The sequence below is a fragment of the Vibrio sp. 10N.222.54.E6 genome, from assembly GCF_041473955.1.
Taxonomy (GTDB): domain Bacteria; phylum Pseudomonadota; class Gammaproteobacteria; order Enterobacterales; family Vibrionaceae; genus Vibrio; species Vibrio tasmaniensis_A.
In genome coordinates this window covers 1-15,865 of sequence record NZ_JBFRTD010000042.1, presented here as the reverse complement: position 1 = coordinate 15,865, position 15,865 = coordinate 1, and the positions used below count along the sequence as shown (strand labels likewise).

The following is a 15,865-nucleotide window of genomic DNA, read 5'->3' as shown; positions in this document are numbered from 1 at the left end:
ACACACCAATAGGTTATTAATTATTCGTTGTTTTTTCGATTTTATGTACTATTTGATATACGATAACTGTTGTCATCCAATACCCAAATTCGAAACCAACCCTATGAAAATCGAAGATCTTAAGTTGTTCACCACCGTTGTCGAACTGGGTAGTTTTACTGCCGCCGCTAATGCTCTTGACCTTCCGCGAGCTAACGTTAGCCGTAGAATTAACGACCTTGAGAAATCTCTCGGCATTCAACTGTTCTTTAGAACCACACGAAGCCTCTCCTTAACCAAATCTGGCGAGCTCTATTACAAAGAATTACTCAATGCATTGAGTGCGCTCGACAAAGCAAACCATGTCGCTTCCAACCTGTCAGAGGTTGCACACGGACAAATTAAGATTGGTCTATTGCCTGAAACCAGCGATATCATGCAGTCGACTCTGTTTAAATTCCAAGATATGTATCCTAAAGTTGAGCTTGATATTCGCAACATTAGTAACGGCTTTGTCGACATGTACCGTCAAGGGTTAGACCTCGCTATGCATGGTGGTACGTTGAGCGATGCAAACGTGGTTGCCCGTAAAGTGATGGTTCTTCAACGTATTTTTGTCGCAAGCCCTGAATTTATTGAGAAACAAGGCAAGCCTTCAAGCCTAAGAGAGCTCACTAATTACCCATTTGTTTGCTTCAGGTGGCCAAGTGGGGACATCGATAAAGAATGGGACATCAAAGATCACACCATCAAAGTAGAACCTTCGGTCGTCAGTGACAGCATTGGCTTTGTTAAAGGCGGTGTTATTCGACATAGAGGTATCGCGTTGTTACCAGAACTTTTGGTGCGACATCAGCTCAAAGACGGTAGCTTGATTAACCTATTCCCCGACGACAATCTTCAAAAAGAAGAAGCATGGTTGCTCTACCCTCAGCGTAAAGCGTTAAGCCATTCAGCACAGCTTTTGATTGATTTTCTATTACAAGAACTTCCGAAACTCTAACTATTGTAATGAATATTGTGACAGTGTTTCACGAGCAGGCTAGATTATCCTAACGAAATAGAAAGATAGAATCGCTTCATAAATTCAAGAGGAGCAATCCATGAAGCCTATCTTTCAACATTCATCTATTTTTCAACGTTCGTCTACTTTTCAACAGACACCTATATTCAAATATACAGTCATTGCACTAAGCTTAACCGCCCTGTTTGGCTGTAATGACTCAGAGGCGACTGCGCCTCAAAAACAAGCTCGACCAATTCAAGTGATTCAACTTGAACCTCTTTCACATACGGCTGAAAAGTCTTTTACTGGCAAGATACAATCATCGGAAACGGCTGGCGTTGCGTTTCGTGTGCCTGGCACTATTCAAAATATGATGGTCTCTGTTGGTGATTCAGTAAAGAAAGGCCAACCCCTTGCGCAACTAGACCCTCATGACTATCAAGTCGCGTTAGAAGAGTTACAAGCACGAGCCCTTGAAGCTAAATCTGCACACAAATTGGCGACATCCGAACTTGTACGAGTAAAACAAGCCATCGCTGATAATGCGATTGCCGATGTTAACCTAGACCGTGCAATCAGCGGGTACGAGCGAAGTGAAGCGGCGGTTAAAGTCGTAGAACAGAATATACGCCGTGCGAAAGATTCGATTCGTTATACCCAATTGCTCGCCCCTTTCGATGGTGTGGTTGCGGCATCAAATTTTGACCAGTACGAACAAGTAATGCCGGGCATCTCGGTGTTCACAATCCACAATCCAGATAAACTTGAAGTTAAAATTCAAGTACCTGAAAATTTGATTCATGAGTTCAAACCAAATCAAACTTCTGTCATAGATTGGTATGGTTCAGAGACTAAACTAGTTGGTTATGCCGCTGAAATTTCGACGTCACCTCACCCAATCAAGCAGACCTATGCGGTTACTTACCATGTCGACTCCACTGACAAATCGGTATTACCTGGAAAAGCGGTCACATTGACGACTCAACTTGGAGAAGCGAGCAGTAATTTCTGTTTGCCCTATTCTGCGTTAGTCAACCAAACGGGTATCGAGCAAGTATTCACTGTTAAAAATGAACAAGCTCATGGCGTGACCGTGGATGTGATTTCTATGTCCAAAAACACCGTGTGTGTTGAATCGACGCTCAATGATGGCGACTTCGTGGTCGTGAGTGGCGCGCAATACGTGGTGGAAGGACAGTACTTCTCCAATATTCAAGTTAAAAGCCTGTAGGTGAACCATGATGAATCTAGCTGATTTTGCAATCAAACAACGCACCTTCATCCTGTTTTTCACTGCACTGAGTGTCATCGCAGGCCTGTTTTCTTATTTTGAGCTTGGAAAACTTGAAGACCCAAGCTTCACCATAAAGACGGCCGTCGTTGTAACGCTCTACCCTGGCGCTTCTGCGGAAGAAGTGGAACAACAAGTCACCGACACCGTCGAAACCAAACTCCAAGAAATGGCGACACTTAATCGGCTTCGATCTTTATCGCGCCCCGGCATGTCGATGGTATTTGTCGACCTAAAAGAGTCTCTTAATTCAAAAGCACTTCCTCAAGAGTGGGACTTATTACGCCGTAAAGTGTCTGATATGAAGTTATTGCTACCTTCAACTGCACAGATCAGTGTCGTACAAGACGAATTCTCTGAAGTCTACGGCATGCTTTTCTCTATCCACAGTAAAGATGCATCGCCAGCTGAACTAAGACGTTACGCAGAAGAACTCCAACGCAGAATTAAAACCGTCGATGGTATTAAGAAGATTGAACTGCATGGTGTTCAACCACGCGTTGTTCATATCGATATCCCAGATGAAAGGTTGGCGCAATACGGCCTATCTATCACACAAGTTTGGTCGCAGTTGAATACGCAAAACATGACGTTTGATGCGGGTAAGTTTTCAGTAGGTACTGAGCGAATCCGAGTTCAACAGTCGAGTGAGTTCAGTTCGTTAGACGACATCAAAAACCTGATGATCAAAGGCGGCGTAAGTGAATTGGGAACCAGTTTAATTCGCTTAGGCGATATCGCTGACATCACAATGGGTTACCAAGAGCCAATGATGACAGAAAACCGCTACAACGGCGTACCTGCAGTCACATTAGCGATGAGCCCAGTCACCGGTGTTAACGTGGTATCACTTGGCGATGAAATCAATCAGATCGTCAACGATTTTCAAACAACCTTACCACTAGGTGTTGATATTGCGACAGTTGCTAATCAACCTGAAGAAGTTCAGAAATCGATCGACAACTTCGTAAGTAACTTATTAGAAAGTGTCGCGATTGTATTTATCGTCTTGTCGGTATTCATGGGATTAAAAAGTGCAACCATCGTCGGTTCGAGCCTCCTGCTGACTATCTTGTTGACGCTTATCTACATGAACATGACTTCGATTGACTTACACCGAGTTTCTCTAGGTACCTTCATTCTTGCCCTCGGCATGTTGGTAGATAACGCCATTGTCATCACCGACATGATGATTGTGAAAATCAACAAAGGCATCGACCGCACTAAAGCCGCGATTGACTCTGTTAAAGAGACAGCAACACCACTCTTTGGTGCGACAGTTATCGCTATCATGGGTGCGAGCCCTGTAATTTTTTCAAAAACCGATGCTGCTGAGTTCGCAAGCTCGGTATTCCTTATCATCGCGTCGTCATTGTTACTGTCTTGGCTAGTTGCGATGACCTTCACGGCCTTGATGTGTTGGTTCTTCATCAAGCCAACCAAGCAAGCTGATAACACCAAAGTCAGCTTATACCGTAAGAGTGTCAACTGGACTGTCGATAATCCGCTTAAAGCATTGAGCGCTTTGGTTCCGTTGATATTAGTGACTGCATTAGCTATCCCGAACATTGCCGTTAACTTTATTCCACAAGCCGACCGACCGATCCTGTTCCTAGATTACTGGCTACCGAACGGTGCCAAGGTTGAACAAACCTCAGAAGACATGAAGCGAATCGAACAATGGTTGTTGGAACAGCCGGAAGTCGAAAGTATTTCAACCTATGTTGGCGCAGGTGCTCCTCGCTTCTCCGTGACTATAGAGCCAGAACCGTTCGATCCGGCTTACGGTCAGATTTTGATTAATGCGACTGATTTTCCGTCACTAAGCCCATTGATTGCACGCGGTGATAAATGGTTAATGGAAGAGTTTCCGAACGCAGACCCTCGCTTTAGAAGCTTAAAATTGGCGACGGCGGATAAATTCAGCGTTGAAGCTCGTTTCTCAGGCCCTGATGCCGAGGTCTTACATGGCTTATCAGAGCAAGCAAAAGCAATCTTCGCAGTACACCCAGACACCAAGTACGTTCGTGACGACTGGCGACAGAAAAGTAAAGTATTTGAGCCTGTCATCAACCAAGAAAAGATGCGCACCGCAGGTATAAACCGCGCGGATATTGCGTTCGCGATGAAGCGAGCTTCAGAAGGCATGCCCTTGGGTCGTATGAACTTAAACGATGAACTGGTCACAATTCAACTGCGAGGCACAGAGAGTTCGATTCAGTCATTGGAAACGTTACCCGTTCGATCTCTGTTGGGCATCCACAGTGTTCCACTTGGCCAAGTTGTCGATGGATTTGAATTAAGCAGTGAAGAAACCATGATTTGGCGCCGTGACCGTGTAAAAACCATCACAGCACAAGCAGGTGTCGGTCGTTACACCACACCAGCAGCGGTGAGGAACTCCGTCAAAGAGCAAATTGAAGCGATTCATTTGCCTGATGGTTATAGCCTTGAATGGGGGGGCGAATATTACGACGAGCACAAAGCCGTCAGCGATATTCTTAAACAGCTACCTAAAGCAATCTTGTTAATGATCATCATCTTGGTGGCGATGTTTAACGGATTCAAACAACCCGTGATTATCTTCACTACCCTACCGCTAGCAGCGACGGGTGCCACATTCAGCTTATTGCTATTGGATAAACCATTCGGATTTATGGCATTGATTGGCGCCGTAACCTTAACAGGTATGATCATCAAAAACGGCATTGTATTGATGGACCAAATAGAACTTGAACGTAAAAACGGGCGATCACTATCTGACGCCATCAAAGAAGCAACCGTGAACCGCACAATGGCGATTTCAATGGGGGCACTGACTACAGCACTTGGCATGATCCCGTTGTTAAGCGACCTACTGTTTGACCAGATGGCGGCAACCATTATCGGTGGCTTAGCTGCAGCAACCGTGTTGTCTCTGTTTGTGATGCCTGCGCTGTACAAGCTTTTCTATCGAACTGAAGAAAAAAAGACAGTAGCAGAAGCAATCAAAGACGCCGTGATTGTGCTTGATGCAACACCTCAGCCTTCAAACAGCGGCAATACAACTTCATTCAACAAGGAGCAATAAACATGCATCCATTAACTAAGTTTAAAGTCGCTCCTATAGCGCTCGCCTTGTTGCTGACAGGTTGCGCGGTTGGCCCAAATTACGAAGAACCGCAAACGACCATGGCAGAGACATTCTTATATAGCCAAGGTGATGTGAACCAAGACGGCGTGAGCCAAAACGAACATCACAATCATTGGTGGACACAGTTCAATGATCCAACGCTCAATCAGTTAGTGGCCGATGTTCAAAACCAGAACATCCCACTTAAACTGGCCGCCGAGCGAATCAACATGGCGAACTCATACAAAAGCGTTGTTGAATCATTCAAAGTCCCAACCATCAATGTCGGCGGCGGTTATTACAACTACCAACTGAGTGAGAACGACTCCCTACTCGGCCCGGTATTTGGTGCCTCTGATGCGGTTGAGTCAGCAACGGGCATGTCGTTACTTGAAGCCCAACACGATGGTGGGTTCTTAGGTGCGAGCATCGCGTGGGAAATGGACTTGTTTGGACGTATCGACAAACAATCCAACGCAGCGACGATTCGAGTTGAACAAGCCGAGATATTCCAATCAGGCTTGAACACCTTGATCACTGCCGATGTCATTCACAACTACCTGCAATATCGTGGCGCGCAAGAGCGAAAAATGATCGCACTAGAGAACATAGCCGACCAAAAGCAGACTTTAGAATTGGTCACCAAAGTGGTTCGCAGCGGCTACGGGTCTGAGTTAGATCTTGCTCAAGCCAAAGCCATGCTTGCGGCGACTGAATCTATTGTTCCTCAACTTGAAATAGCAGAGCAAGTTCACAAACAACGTATGGCGGTGTTGTTAGGCGAATCACTCACGAGCGTAAACCAACGTTTAGTCGGTGAATTCACCCTTCCGCGAATGAACGATGTAATTCCGACAGGCTTACCTTCTGACTTATTAGAACGACGCCCAGATATCCGAATCGCAGAACGCGAAATGGCAGCCATTAACGAAGAACTTGGTGCAAGCATTGCTAATCGCTATCCAAAGTTCTTCCTAACGGGTACGCCAGGTGTGACGGCAGGAAGCTTTGATGATCTGTTCAGTAGCGACTCATTCGGTTGGGCTGCTTCTGCCGGTATCAGTTGGAATGTATTCGATGGTGGCCGAGGCGAAGCCATGGTAGAAATGAACGAAGCAAGGTTCCGTTCTGCAGCGCTTAACTACCAACACTCTGTCGACAGCGCCTTTGCAGAAGTCGATTCAAGCTTGTTTGCCTATGGCCGTAGCCAAGAGAACCAAAAGCGCATCAATGAAGCTACCCTTGCCGTTGATAACGCGGTGAGCAAGGCAAAGTCGCTATACAAAGCGGGGCTAGTCGATTACTTGTCGGTGTTAGACGCACAAAGACAACAAAAAGCGATGCAAGATCGCCAAGTAGCCGCCAAGCTTCAAACCGCCAATACTACGATTGCAGTATATAAAGCCTTAGGAGGAGATTGGAAGGTGGCGAACGAAACGCAGAGTGTCGAATTAGCTCACGTTAACTAGTATTTCTGCTCTATGTTCTCTGCTGAATGTTCTCTGGTTCTGTGCTGAATGATGTAATAAGCGTAATAAAAAATACCGCCGTTGATTAAGGCGGTATTTTTATGAATTCGTTAACTGGCTAATGAGCTGACCAACAAGATAACCACTGACTAGGAATTAGACGCTTCGTTGCTGCCTGTATCTACGGTTTTGATCAAAGGGCCAGCACACTCGACAAAATCACCGATATCGAAAGTCTCTGGCGCATCGGCTCCACCCGTCACCCCAAAACTACCAGTAACCGTTGGCTCCTTATCAGTCTTATCTACGTCTAAAATGATCTCTACTTTATACGTGTGACCATCAGGAAGGAGTTTGGCACACTCTTCTAGTGTTGAAGCGGTAGCACCCATGCTAAAACCGAATAAACACACCGCAAGTACACTACTTTTCATTTTCAACATCATAAAACCTCTTGAAGACTATAGAGGCATCATACCAATAATCGGCAAACCTTCACGATAAACGTTGAGAAGTGAGTTCATAGCAACAAGGCCAATTAGCCCCAACCATGGGGAGCGCTTTCGCTATCATCGTACTCAGCATGACAAACCGAGCACTTGAAGTAGCTAATTTTTGATTTTGATTTATGTGAACCCAATAACACGCCGAATGCAATATTTAGAATTCGTGACTTGAGGGTGTTTTTCTCCTGCTGTTTTAACTTCACTTCGGACGCGCTTAACCTGATGTGTGACGTTTTCTTATTACAGTTTCCACATCGTAATACAGTGTCATTTTCTTGCATTTCCCTATTCCTTTAAGCACGTATATAGACAATTTCGTTATAACCTAAGTTCGCTGACTGAATTAGGTTCCAAACCGACATTAATAAACAAACGCTTAGACTCAAAGCAAACTAAAGAACCGTCACGCCTTCACCTTCAATCACTGAGTTAACATTCGCTCGCTCGATTATCTTGAGTAACGTTGTCTGGATTAACTCATTATCTCGAATTTCTGTTTCGCAAGAGAAACGCTCCTCTTGAACACCATCGCTCTCACCCAACATAAATTGAACCGAAACTTCCGTTGCGAGATCTTTTGTCGTTCCGTAATACGCTAGCGTGATTTTTGGGTATCCGTTGTCGCCTTTTTTAACCTGCTTTGCGATGCGTTTTTTAGCTTTATCTAAATTCATACAACTTCCTTTTAAGGCTGAAACTAAAAATGAACAAACGTCTGGTATATCGTAGTTTTACTATAAAGCATTACCACATCCACTACATGATTTTATGGATGATAATCCTCTTTTTCTTACGTTAGTTTTTCCACAAGAAACACAAAATTTCAATGAGTGGATATTGTAAATAGACGTCAAGATAACCAGCGGAACCCAGACCAATAATTCTGACCCATTACCACCTGAGCTATAGATAAAACCAATCGAGAAGATACCAAAAACAACAGACTGCAAAGTCCACAATGTTTGTTTGTACTTCGCACCTTTGATAATAAAAAACGTAAAAAAGCCAATTGAGCTACTGATAAGCCCATAAACCGCAAAACCTATAAAGGCTTCTTGTTGATTCATAACTCTCCCTGTCAACATCACGTTTACGGTCCGAGCAACGCTACTGCCCAAAACCATATGACCTTAAACATTAGTCAAACTTTAAACGAAAAGTGCCAAGCCTCGTAAATCACTTTTGAGTTATCTGTTCGTTAGCAGCTTTCAAGGCCGTATTTAAACCGTCTGTATCCTTACAACCAATGTAAACATGCTTTCCATTGCTTAGGCTTAACTTCAGCGCTGAACCTATCGATACATTATATAACCAACCATCGCTCAACATGCGGATGCCAATACCTTGATACCACTTGCTTTGATAAAACGATGTCTCCGTTATGTCTGACACTTCTACATTCTTACGCCAAAAACCAAAACCGAAATACCAGCTCAATGCATTGCCTTTGACCTCAATTGTCATGGAGAAAAAGAGCAAAGCAATTAACCCGTTGATGGCGTGAGCGATGAATGTTCCGGAGTTATTATCAGACGTAATGACAATGAAAGCACTTATCGAAACAAGGATGAGCAACAACCCCTTGTTGTATTCCTTACTATAAAACACAGTTATATCTCCTATAGACAACGAACAACCAATTACCTAGCCAACAGCTATCTTACTGCGGCCTTTCTAAATAATAGTGGCAAGTAATGAAAGTAGATTCCCCAAAACCAAGTAGCTTCACCTTGATACTACCGAACCAAAGTATCAAACCAGAATAACCTCGTTCCGGATCTAAACCTTGTTTATAAAGCACATCGAATCTACATTAGCCACTTGGCTATGCCTTGACCCATTCGGATCGCAGGACAGCCAAAACTACGGTATCCCACCACCGCCCTTTGAAAAAACGATGCTCTCTAAAGTGCGCTTCTTGACGCATACCTAAAGACTTACAAAGCTTAATGGCAGGTAAATTCTTACTGATTGTCTCCGCATAAATGCGGTGTACACCCAATGTTGAAAAACCAAAATCAGCCAAAGCGAGAGCCGCTTCATTGCTTAACTTATGGCCTTGATATTGTCTTGAAAACGCACACCCCATTGAAGCTTGCTGATTGTCTTCTAAACGCAAACAAACAGTACCAATGAACTGCCCTGTGCTCTTATATTCAACTGCGAGTTGATATGATTTCCTTGGTTCTTCAGAAGCCTGGGCTATAAACAAGTTGGTTAACTCTTTATATTTAATAGGATCACAGTCACTTTCATCATAGAAACGCTGATATTTGGCATCTTGAGACATCGCCACGAAAGCATTTTCATCGCCAGGATTCATATCCCTAATAATCAGCCGCTTTGTCTCAATTTTAAACATCGAAAGTTCCTTTTCATCGTTGTAAGCTAACGCCCAATAACGTAACCAAATACACTCAAATCTACCATCTAAATCACTAAAGCAAAGCCGAACTGAAACTGCCAAGTGTTAACTGTCGGCTTAAATTACTCGCTATATTTCTTGATTTATAGCTTTCACCTAGTCAATTAAAGTATCGTATTCATACTCAATCCCTATTTGTTATGCCTGTTCTAACCCTTTCAGGGTGCTTGGTACTATTATTTTATGAAATGGCGTAACGAAGAACATATAGATCTTACCAAACACATTATTCACATGAACCACGGTATTTGCGTGAACAATCACGGTTTCTCCTTCAGGCTCAATAAGAAAAGAAACTCGGACATTAAGATGTTTATCACAGTCTTCTAATACAACTTCATTCTCAGTTGAACTGACCAGTGTAAAAATACCGACTCGTTCGCCTACTACATATTCTGAACCTAATTTATCTCGGGATACATCTTGTAGACCACCCAAATTTTTTAAACCGAGTTTCGATACAACCCAGTTTCTCGTAGACATCAGAAATGCAATCCAAGTCGGTGTTTGAGTTGCTATTTCAAGAAATACTTCAATAGCAGTTTGGTTGTTGTATTTTATTTTTTTTGAAAAGCTATCACAGAAATATGAATTTTTGGAATACTCGCTCAATAGTGACTTCTTGGGTATAGACATAAACTCTCCTTGATGATGAAAAGTCGACAATGCGCCATAGCGACTAATATGGACTCCCCCTCCTGAGGAACTGCCACACTTAAGTGGGATTACACCGGAGGTAACATGTCTGATGATTCTTACTTCAGCGGTATCACTCTAACTAAAAAACACTTTAGCCTTCATGCCGCAGACCAACATGGCAAGGCAATACTTAAAAGTCAGTTACTCGATCTTAATTACTAATCTCATACTCGTTTTTTATACGGGGCAATTCCTCATATGTACTGATTGCTTTAACTGCACCGCTTAGATCATTTTTACCATTAAAGCTATGCTTAACAGCAATGACATCACAGCCACTAGATTTACCAGCACGAATACCCGCTGTGGAATCTTCAAACACAATTGTTTGGCCAGGTGAAGCCGCTAATCTACCAAGAGCTAAAGTATAGGCTTCAGGATCCGGTTTATGCTTAGTTACATGCTCCTGTGTGATAACAAGGTCAAAAGCATTCTCTAGCTGCAACGAGGTTAAAATATTATCAACCATCCATGTTGCTGCTGAACTAACAACTCCACACTTTTTCCCTGCTAGTTTTAACTGTTCTATGTAAGCCTTAGCCCCAACATTTAGCTCAAGACCATCATTGAGCATCTGTTCGTAATGAGCTCGAAAGTGGTAATTAAACTCTTCTAAGTCAGGAGCAATATTAGCATTTTCAAAAAAGTGACCCGTTACAACCTGCCAACTTTCCCCCATAACATCTTTGTAAATGTTGTGGTCTACGTGTGCGCCATAATCTAAACAAGCTAATGCTAACGCTTTGCCCTTTAAAGGCTCTGAATTTACTAATGTTCCGTCCATATCGAACAGATAAACTTCGTAATCTTTCAATTCACTCTCCATGTTAGATTTTTCAATCTCGTATAAGCCTAGTTAACCAGTGAAAAAAACAATGCAACCAAACTAATATGACTACCTTACCCACAAAAGCCGACCATTACAAAAGTGCCGAGCGTTTTGGAATCCAGTTAAACAATCTATTAGGTGATGGCTACGATAGTAGGCAATAAAGTAGTGGCAACAAACTAGCGAGCAATAAGCTGTGCCCAACAGACGTACTCTCTAATTTTGTCACAATGGTTGATTTAGCAGACTCGTTTTCAATTAACGAACTAGCAGAAACGCCAGCCATGTTACTAGGGTCACTATATCCGACCTTAAGACCGGAAAAAGACAAAAGTGAACCCAGAGCAAGAAGAATTAGCATTGAATAGAACGCATAATCACTAGAAAATGCTAGTTTCAAATAGCCTGTGAAATACTCGAAAGTAACTACAATTAGCAGTGCTAATAAATTTGATAGCACTATCAACCTTACGAATTTAAACATATTCCCTCTGATACCAATAGAACAGCTAACGTCCCAATAAACGGTGAGTGTACGAGTGCCATAATGAAGCGAAACGGAATCGGCACACGTTTATGAATCCGACTTAACTGCTTTGTGAACTGGCTTTTCTAGCGATCACTAAACCATGATTACTTGATCCCAAAAGGCTTGCTTCGTCGCAATTTGCCAAATGATAATCTAACCATGTCTGATATTGGGATGGCGTAAAGTTATTAACACCGTTAGATATGTAACGTCCAAATCCATCTGTTGCTGCGTGTCCAATTACATTAAACCCATTTTTGTTTACAAGATTTTCAATTTCACTAGGCGTTGCGAAATACCCGACCTTGAAAAAACTATCGGCTTTAGCGTTTGATACCGTGCCATGTTTATTTAACTCTAAAAGCACCTCCGGAGTGACTAGCTCTGGAAATTGTTGGGCAAACATACCAGCGACAAAGAAACGTGAAATATAGGCTATGGCTAGTACACCATTTGGCTTTAAAATCCTTAGTGCTTCATTAACCGCAAGCTCTCTTTCATGCAGAGTTTTTAGGTGGTACAAAGGCCCAAGAATTACACAAACGTCTTGAGAGCTACTTTCGATAAATGACACATCACAAGCATTACCCTCAAACACTTTTAACTCAAGACCTTCAGATTTTACTTTAGTATTTAAAATCTTCACTTGGTCAGGCGCAAGTTCTACTGCTGTAACATCACAACCTAATTTTGCAAAATGTAAGGAATAGCGCCCCGTTGCTGCTCCTAACTCACATACTGATTTTCCTTTAAGTAAATAAGGTGTGAGTTTATGTATCGTAGTATCAAACTCTAACTGAGCAATATATTGCCGAGTTAGCCTTTCATCTTCGTTTGCACCCGTATATTGGGCTATCAATTCTTCCATTGTTCACATCCCCTTTGCCAGTGAGCACCCAATTAAGTAGCTGACAACGCTACCACTACACAGTCGACTTAAATTTGTTATTAGAACGATACTTAAAGGTATCGCCCTAACTAAAAACCGCTTTAATCTTCATGCCGTAGACCCAGATGGTAAAGTTATACTTCAGAAGTTAGTAACTCGCTATAAACTACTGACTACAATAGCAAATATCCAACTCATACGTATAGGCGTTGAAGCGAGTAGCAAAAATAGCTAACTGGTCTATAAAATTGCATCGCTTGTTATAAGCGAACTAGCTTGACCGTATTACTTATTTTTATTATTCAGCCCAGACTCTAGTGCTGCTGCCTTAGTTTTAGCTGACTCTTCATAAGCATTAAATACATCGCTATTTTTACGACCGCTAAAGTGCAGAAAACTATGAATAATAAGCATAAAGAAGGATATCAACACAACAAATATGGGCGCTAAACCGAACCCATCAATGTTCATTGATAAAAGACCTATAACAAAAAACACACTCGATATAAGTGCAACCGATTTACTGCGAGATGATGAGCCCATAAGTAACCCGCTTTACATAACTAAAGAAAGAATAATACTTAGAACCTTTTACGCATACTTTGAAATACTTAACAAATGCAATAGCTTATAACGAAAAGTTAAAGCGTGAACAACGCAATACCGAAGCTACTGCAAACACCTTAATCACTAAAACCAACACACAGTAAAAATGCCACGCGTTGCGAATCCCCCTTAAACAGTTTGTTATGCGGTTGATTTGTTATAAATGTTCGGATGCCAGATTTGCATAAGTATTTCTGGGTTCTCAATAGGCTTAAAACCGTACTGTGAATACAAGCCATGAGCATCTCTCGTGGCTAGAACCATTCGTCTTAAGCCTTGCAGATCAGGATGTTCAACGACTGTTTTGACTAGCCATTTACTCAACCCTATCCCTCGGTGAGATTCAAGAATGAATACATCGGCTAAGTACGCAAATGTTGCCTTATCAGTAATCAAGCGGGCAAAGCCGACTTGAGAGCCTGAACTTTCAAACACCCCAAAACAGAATGAATTTAGTACAGCTTTTTCCAATGCGCTCTTAGGGATACCTTGAGCCCAATAGCTTGTTGAAACAAATTGATGAATGACATTAAGATCAAGTTCATCATTATTGGTGCTAATTCTAAAGCCTTTCACTCAAACTCCTCCCTGAGATTAAGTACAATTTTTCCCAAACCGCATAGACATAATGACCCCCANNGCAACACCTTAATCCTTATTAGTTATGTATACAGATTCAAGCACTAATGCCAACTTTACCGTTAGCCCATTTTTCGATTGTTTCCATTTTCTAAGATAACTCCCAGCGTAACAGAAACAGCTACACCCATATAAAATATTCCAATAATAGATTGAGCAATGACTACATACTTTGAAAAAACACTAGTCGGCGTCATTTCACCATATCCCAGAGTTGTCTGGGTAACAAAACTAAAGTATATAAAATCATAACTATATATTATTCCACTAAACCCATATCCAGAGATTTGAAGAAATGCGTACACCCCCGAAAAAAACATACCAATAAGTAAAAATGGCACGATAAGAGAAACACTAGTGTATATAATTAAGTCTAGTGTTGGTAAATTGTAACTTTTTGACAAACGCTTTGGTAGGGCAATTGAGAATATTAATAAAGGTACAAATAATAAAACATATCTAACATCCATCCCTTTCAATATCTCTATAAACATCAAAAAACTACTCGAATCATTTTCTTTCGAGTTTAGCTCACCAATGAACCCTCCGAAAATCAAAGAGAGTGGTATAATAATCATCATACCAAGAATCTTTGGCTTCTTATAGCTATCATCTATTATTTTATTTTCGTAGTAAGTATCTTTATGATAAATAAAATGCGCCCAAATATAGAATATAAATATAGCTACAGGAACCATCACTCTAATCGCGCTTACAACCGTGAGTTCTTTATTTAACTTAACCATCTCGTATAGGTAACCATTAAATATAAAAGATAGGAAGTACATTATAAGTAAGACAAAAGTCAACAACACAGTCATTGCACAAATAAATTTTCTCAATCCAAACTCCAATAAATATAAATCTAAAAACTAGGTAATGTACATAGACATAATGACCCCCACGAAAGGTGCTAGCCTCCAATATCGTGGGTTAGCTTAAAGCCAGAGCCATAATTAGTGCGTCAAACAACTAAATTTGGAGGCTAGCATGAATAAAGATAGCATAATTTTTATTGGCTTAGATACGCATAAGTCATTTATTCAAGTCACTGTATGACAAGAACATCGTGGGGCAAATCCACAACACCTTGGTCGTATTAAATCGAATAAGTCCGCGTTGATTAAATTGGCCAAACAGCTGCAATCCAAGTATCCAAAAGCCACTCTGCACTTTGTCTATGAAGCAGGGCCATGTGGTTACTGGACTTATCGCTTAATGACGAGCGTTGGACACTGCTGCTATGTCGTCGCTCCATAACTTATACCTAAAAAGCCAGGTGATAGAGTTAAAACCGACAAACAAGACGCTGCAAAGCTCGCCAAGCTGTTAAAAGCCGAAGAGCTCACACCCATCTATGTACCGGAAGCAGAAGATGAAGCTATTAATCAACACCCAACGTTGTGGCTGCCGAGTGGCATTCCCAAACAGTGGGTGGTCGATTGCAGGCAAGTGGGATACGGTCAGGTTGCATTGAGCTATTTGTCTCGCTACCTCTATCGCGGCGTGTTGCCTGATGAAGACATCATCCATATCACCGATGATACGGTCACGTTCCGCTATAAAGAGAGCCAGACCAATGGATGGCGAACGCGCACCTTGCTCATTTTGCAGCACGTACTCCCCAAAGGGTTGCAGCGAGTTCGAGACTACGGATTTTTACGTGGTCAAGCACACGCCTTAAGAGTTCGTATTCAGCTGTTGCTGTTGAACTTGGTCTATATGATGCCGCCAGTGCCAGCACCGGTAAGGAGCAAAGCGATACGAGTATGCCCTTGCTGTGCACATGAAATGGCATGTGTTGGAGTAAGCCGACCCACCTAGCCGAAAGGCATTGGATAATAAGGAGAATGGCATTGACGAAATCAGAGGAGATGTGACGACGA

At 42.1% G+C, this 15,865-nt stretch carries 16 protein-coding genes and 1 pseudogene; 5 read left to right on the top strand and 12 right to left on the bottom strand.

Annotated elements, in window-relative coordinates; genetic code table 11:
• The first annotated feature begins 103 nt into the window (after nucleotides 1–103).
• The 4 genes from AB4513_RS21985 (at nucleotide 104) to AB4513_RS21970 (ending at nucleotide 6,857) form a co-directional block, all read left to right on the top strand.
• The gene (locus tag AB4513_RS21985) at nucleotides 104–982 is read left to right on the top strand and encodes a LysR family transcriptional regulator (protein ID WP_017097827.1); all 879 of its coding nucleotides are present in this window, start codon (nucleotides 104–106) and stop codon (nucleotides 980–982) included.
• Between the two features lie 100 nt (nucleotides 983–1,082).
• Nucleotides 1,083–2,216: an efflux RND transporter periplasmic adaptor subunit gene (locus AB4513_RS21980; RefSeq protein WP_102257385.1), complete on the top strand. Its 1,134-nt coding sequence runs from the start codon at nucleotides 1,083–1,085 to the stop codon at nucleotides 2,214–2,216.
• Between the two features lie 10 nt (nucleotides 2,217–2,226).
• Complete coding sequence (locus AB4513_RS21975) at nucleotides 2,227–5,346, top strand: efflux RND transporter permease subunit (RefSeq protein WP_170962731.1); 3,120 nt, start codon at nucleotides 2,227–2,229, stop codon at nucleotides 5,344–5,346.
• 2 nt (nucleotides 5,347–5,348) lie between these two features.
• Nucleotides 5,349–6,857 carry an efflux transporter outer membrane subunit gene (locus AB4513_RS21970; protein WP_102257383.1) on the top strand — a complete coding sequence of 503 codons (1,509 nt, stop codon included), beginning with the start codon at nucleotides 5,349–5,351 and terminating at the stop codon, nucleotides 6,855–6,857.
• 149 nt (nucleotides 6,858–7,006) lie between these two features.
• Here AB4513_RS21970 and AB4513_RS21965 read toward each other — a convergent pair whose 3' ends face one another.
• The 12 genes from AB4513_RS21965 to AB4513_RS21910 form a co-directional block, all read right to left on the bottom strand.
• Complete coding sequence (locus AB4513_RS21965; RefSeq protein WP_017093512.1) at nucleotides 7,007–7,303, bottom strand: hypothetical protein; 297 nt, start codon at nucleotides 7,301–7,303, stop codon at nucleotides 7,007–7,009.
• A 452-nt stretch (nucleotides 7,304–7,755) separates the two neighbouring features.
• A complete protein-coding gene (locus AB4513_RS21960; RefSeq protein ID WP_102257382.1) occupies nucleotides 7,756–8,037 on the bottom strand; it encodes a hypothetical protein in 282 nt (93 codons plus the stop codon).
• A 60-nt stretch (nucleotides 8,038–8,097) separates the two neighbouring features.
• The gene (locus AB4513_RS21955; RefSeq protein WP_009846781.1) at nucleotides 8,098–8,430 is read right to left on the bottom strand and encodes a hypothetical protein; all 333 of its coding nucleotides are present in this window, start codon (nucleotides 8,428–8,430) and stop codon (nucleotides 8,098–8,100) included.
• 109 nt (nucleotides 8,431–8,539) lie between these two features.
• Nucleotides 8,540–8,992: a hypothetical protein gene (locus AB4513_RS21950; RefSeq protein WP_102257381.1), complete on the bottom strand. Its 453-nt coding sequence runs from the start codon at nucleotides 8,990–8,992 to the stop codon at nucleotides 8,540–8,542.
• 196 nt (nucleotides 8,993–9,188) lie between these two features.
• Nucleotides 9,189–9,725: a GNAT family N-acetyltransferase gene (locus tag AB4513_RS21945; protein ID WP_102257380.1), complete on the bottom strand. Its 537-nt coding sequence runs from the start codon at nucleotides 9,723–9,725 to the stop codon at nucleotides 9,189–9,191.
• Nucleotides 9,726–9,926: 201 nt separating this feature from the next.
• Nucleotides 9,927–10,424 carry a DUF2867 domain-containing protein gene (locus AB4513_RS21940; protein ID WP_170962730.1) on the bottom strand — a complete coding sequence of 166 codons (498 nt, stop codon included), beginning with the start codon at nucleotides 10,422–10,424 and terminating at the stop codon, nucleotides 9,927–9,929.
• A gap of 214 nt (nucleotides 10,425–10,638) precedes the next feature.
• Nucleotides 10,639–11,313: an HAD family phosphatase gene (locus AB4513_RS21935; RefSeq protein ID WP_017103061.1), complete on the bottom strand. Its 675-nt coding sequence runs from the start codon at nucleotides 11,311–11,313 to the stop codon at nucleotides 10,639–10,641.
• Nucleotides 11,314–11,461: 148 nt separating this feature from the next.
• Nucleotides 11,462–11,800 carry a hypothetical protein gene (locus AB4513_RS21930; RefSeq protein WP_102257378.1) on the bottom strand — a complete coding sequence of 113 codons (339 nt, stop codon included), beginning with the start codon at nucleotides 11,798–11,800 and terminating at the stop codon, nucleotides 11,462–11,464.
• Between the two features lie 103 nt (nucleotides 11,801–11,903).
• A complete protein-coding gene (locus AB4513_RS21925; protein WP_009846786.1) occupies nucleotides 11,904–12,713 on the bottom strand; it encodes a class I SAM-dependent methyltransferase in 810 nt (269 codons plus the stop codon).
• 306 nt (nucleotides 12,714–13,019) lie between these two features.
• The gene (locus AB4513_RS21920) at nucleotides 13,020–13,277 is read right to left on the bottom strand and encodes a hypothetical protein (RefSeq protein ID WP_017093519.1); all 258 of its coding nucleotides are present in this window, start codon (nucleotides 13,275–13,277) and stop codon (nucleotides 13,020–13,022) included.
• A gap of 204 nt (nucleotides 13,278–13,481) precedes the next feature.
• Entirely contained in the window at nucleotides 13,482–13,916 is a 435-nt protein-coding gene (locus tag AB4513_RS21915) for a GNAT family N-acetyltransferase (RefSeq protein ID WP_102257377.1), read from the bottom strand.
• A gap of 125 nt (nucleotides 13,917–14,041) precedes the next feature.
• Nucleotides 14,042–14,821 (bottom strand): potassium channel family protein, encoded by a 780-nt coding sequence (locus tag AB4513_RS21910; RefSeq protein WP_133151991.1) that lies wholly within the window; start codon nucleotides 14,819–14,821, stop codon nucleotides 14,042–14,044.
• 148 nt (nucleotides 14,822–14,969) lie between these two features.
• Between AB4513_RS21910 and AB4513_RS21905 the strand changes: the two are divergent.
• Nucleotides 14,970–15,803, top strand: a pseudogene (locus tag AB4513_RS21905) (transposase).
• The last annotated feature ends 62 nt before the right edge of the window (nucleotides 15,804–15,865 follow it).

Bases quoted from the DNA above. Each gene is read 5' to 3' on its own strand.
- AB4513_RS21985 (WP_017097827.1), top strand. From the start codon at position 104: ATGAAAATCGAAGATCTTAAGTTGTTCACCACCGTTGTCGAACTGGGT.
- AB4513_RS21980 (WP_102257385.1), top strand. From the start codon at position 1,083: ATGAAGCCTATCTTTCAACATTCATCTATTTTTCAACGTTCGTCTACT.
- AB4513_RS21975 (WP_170962731.1), top strand. From the start codon at position 2,227: ATGAATCTAGCTGATTTTGCAATCAAACAACGCACCTTCATCCTGTTT.
- AB4513_RS21970 (WP_102257383.1), top strand. From the start codon at position 5,349: ATGCATCCATTAACTAAGTTTAAAGTCGCTCCTATAGCGCTCGCCTTG.
- AB4513_RS21965 (WP_017093512.1), bottom strand. From the start codon at position 7,303: ATGATGTTGAAAATGAAAAGTAGTGTACTTGCGGTGTGTTTATTCGGT.
- AB4513_RS21960 (WP_102257382.1), bottom strand. From the start codon at position 8,037: ATGAATTTAGATAAAGCTAAAAAACGCATCGCAAAGCAGGTTAAAAAA.
- AB4513_RS21955 (WP_009846781.1), bottom strand. From the start codon at position 8,430: ATGAATCAACAAGAAGCCTTTATAGGTTTTGCGGTTTATGGGCTTATC.
- AB4513_RS21945 (WP_102257380.1), bottom strand. From the start codon at position 9,725: ATGTTTAAAATTGAGACAAAGCGGCTGATTATTAGGGATATGAATCCT.
- AB4513_RS21940 (WP_170962730.1), bottom strand. From the start codon at position 10,424: ATGTCTATACCCAAGAAGTCACTATTGAGCGAGTATTCCAAAAATTCA.
- AB4513_RS21935 (WP_017103061.1), bottom strand. From the start codon at position 11,313: ATGGAGAGTGAATTGAAAGATTACGAAGTTTATCTGTTCGATATGGAC.
- AB4513_RS21930 (WP_102257378.1), bottom strand. From the start codon at position 11,800: ATGTTTAAATTCGTAAGGTTGATAGTGCTATCAAATTTATTAGCACTG.
- AB4513_RS21925 (WP_009846786.1), bottom strand. From the start codon at position 12,713: ATGGAAGAATTGATAGCCCAATATACGGGTGCAAACGAAGATGAAAGG.
- AB4513_RS21920 (WP_017093519.1), bottom strand. From the start codon at position 13,277: ATGGGCTCATCATCTCGCAGTAAATCGGTTGCACTTATATCGAGTGTG.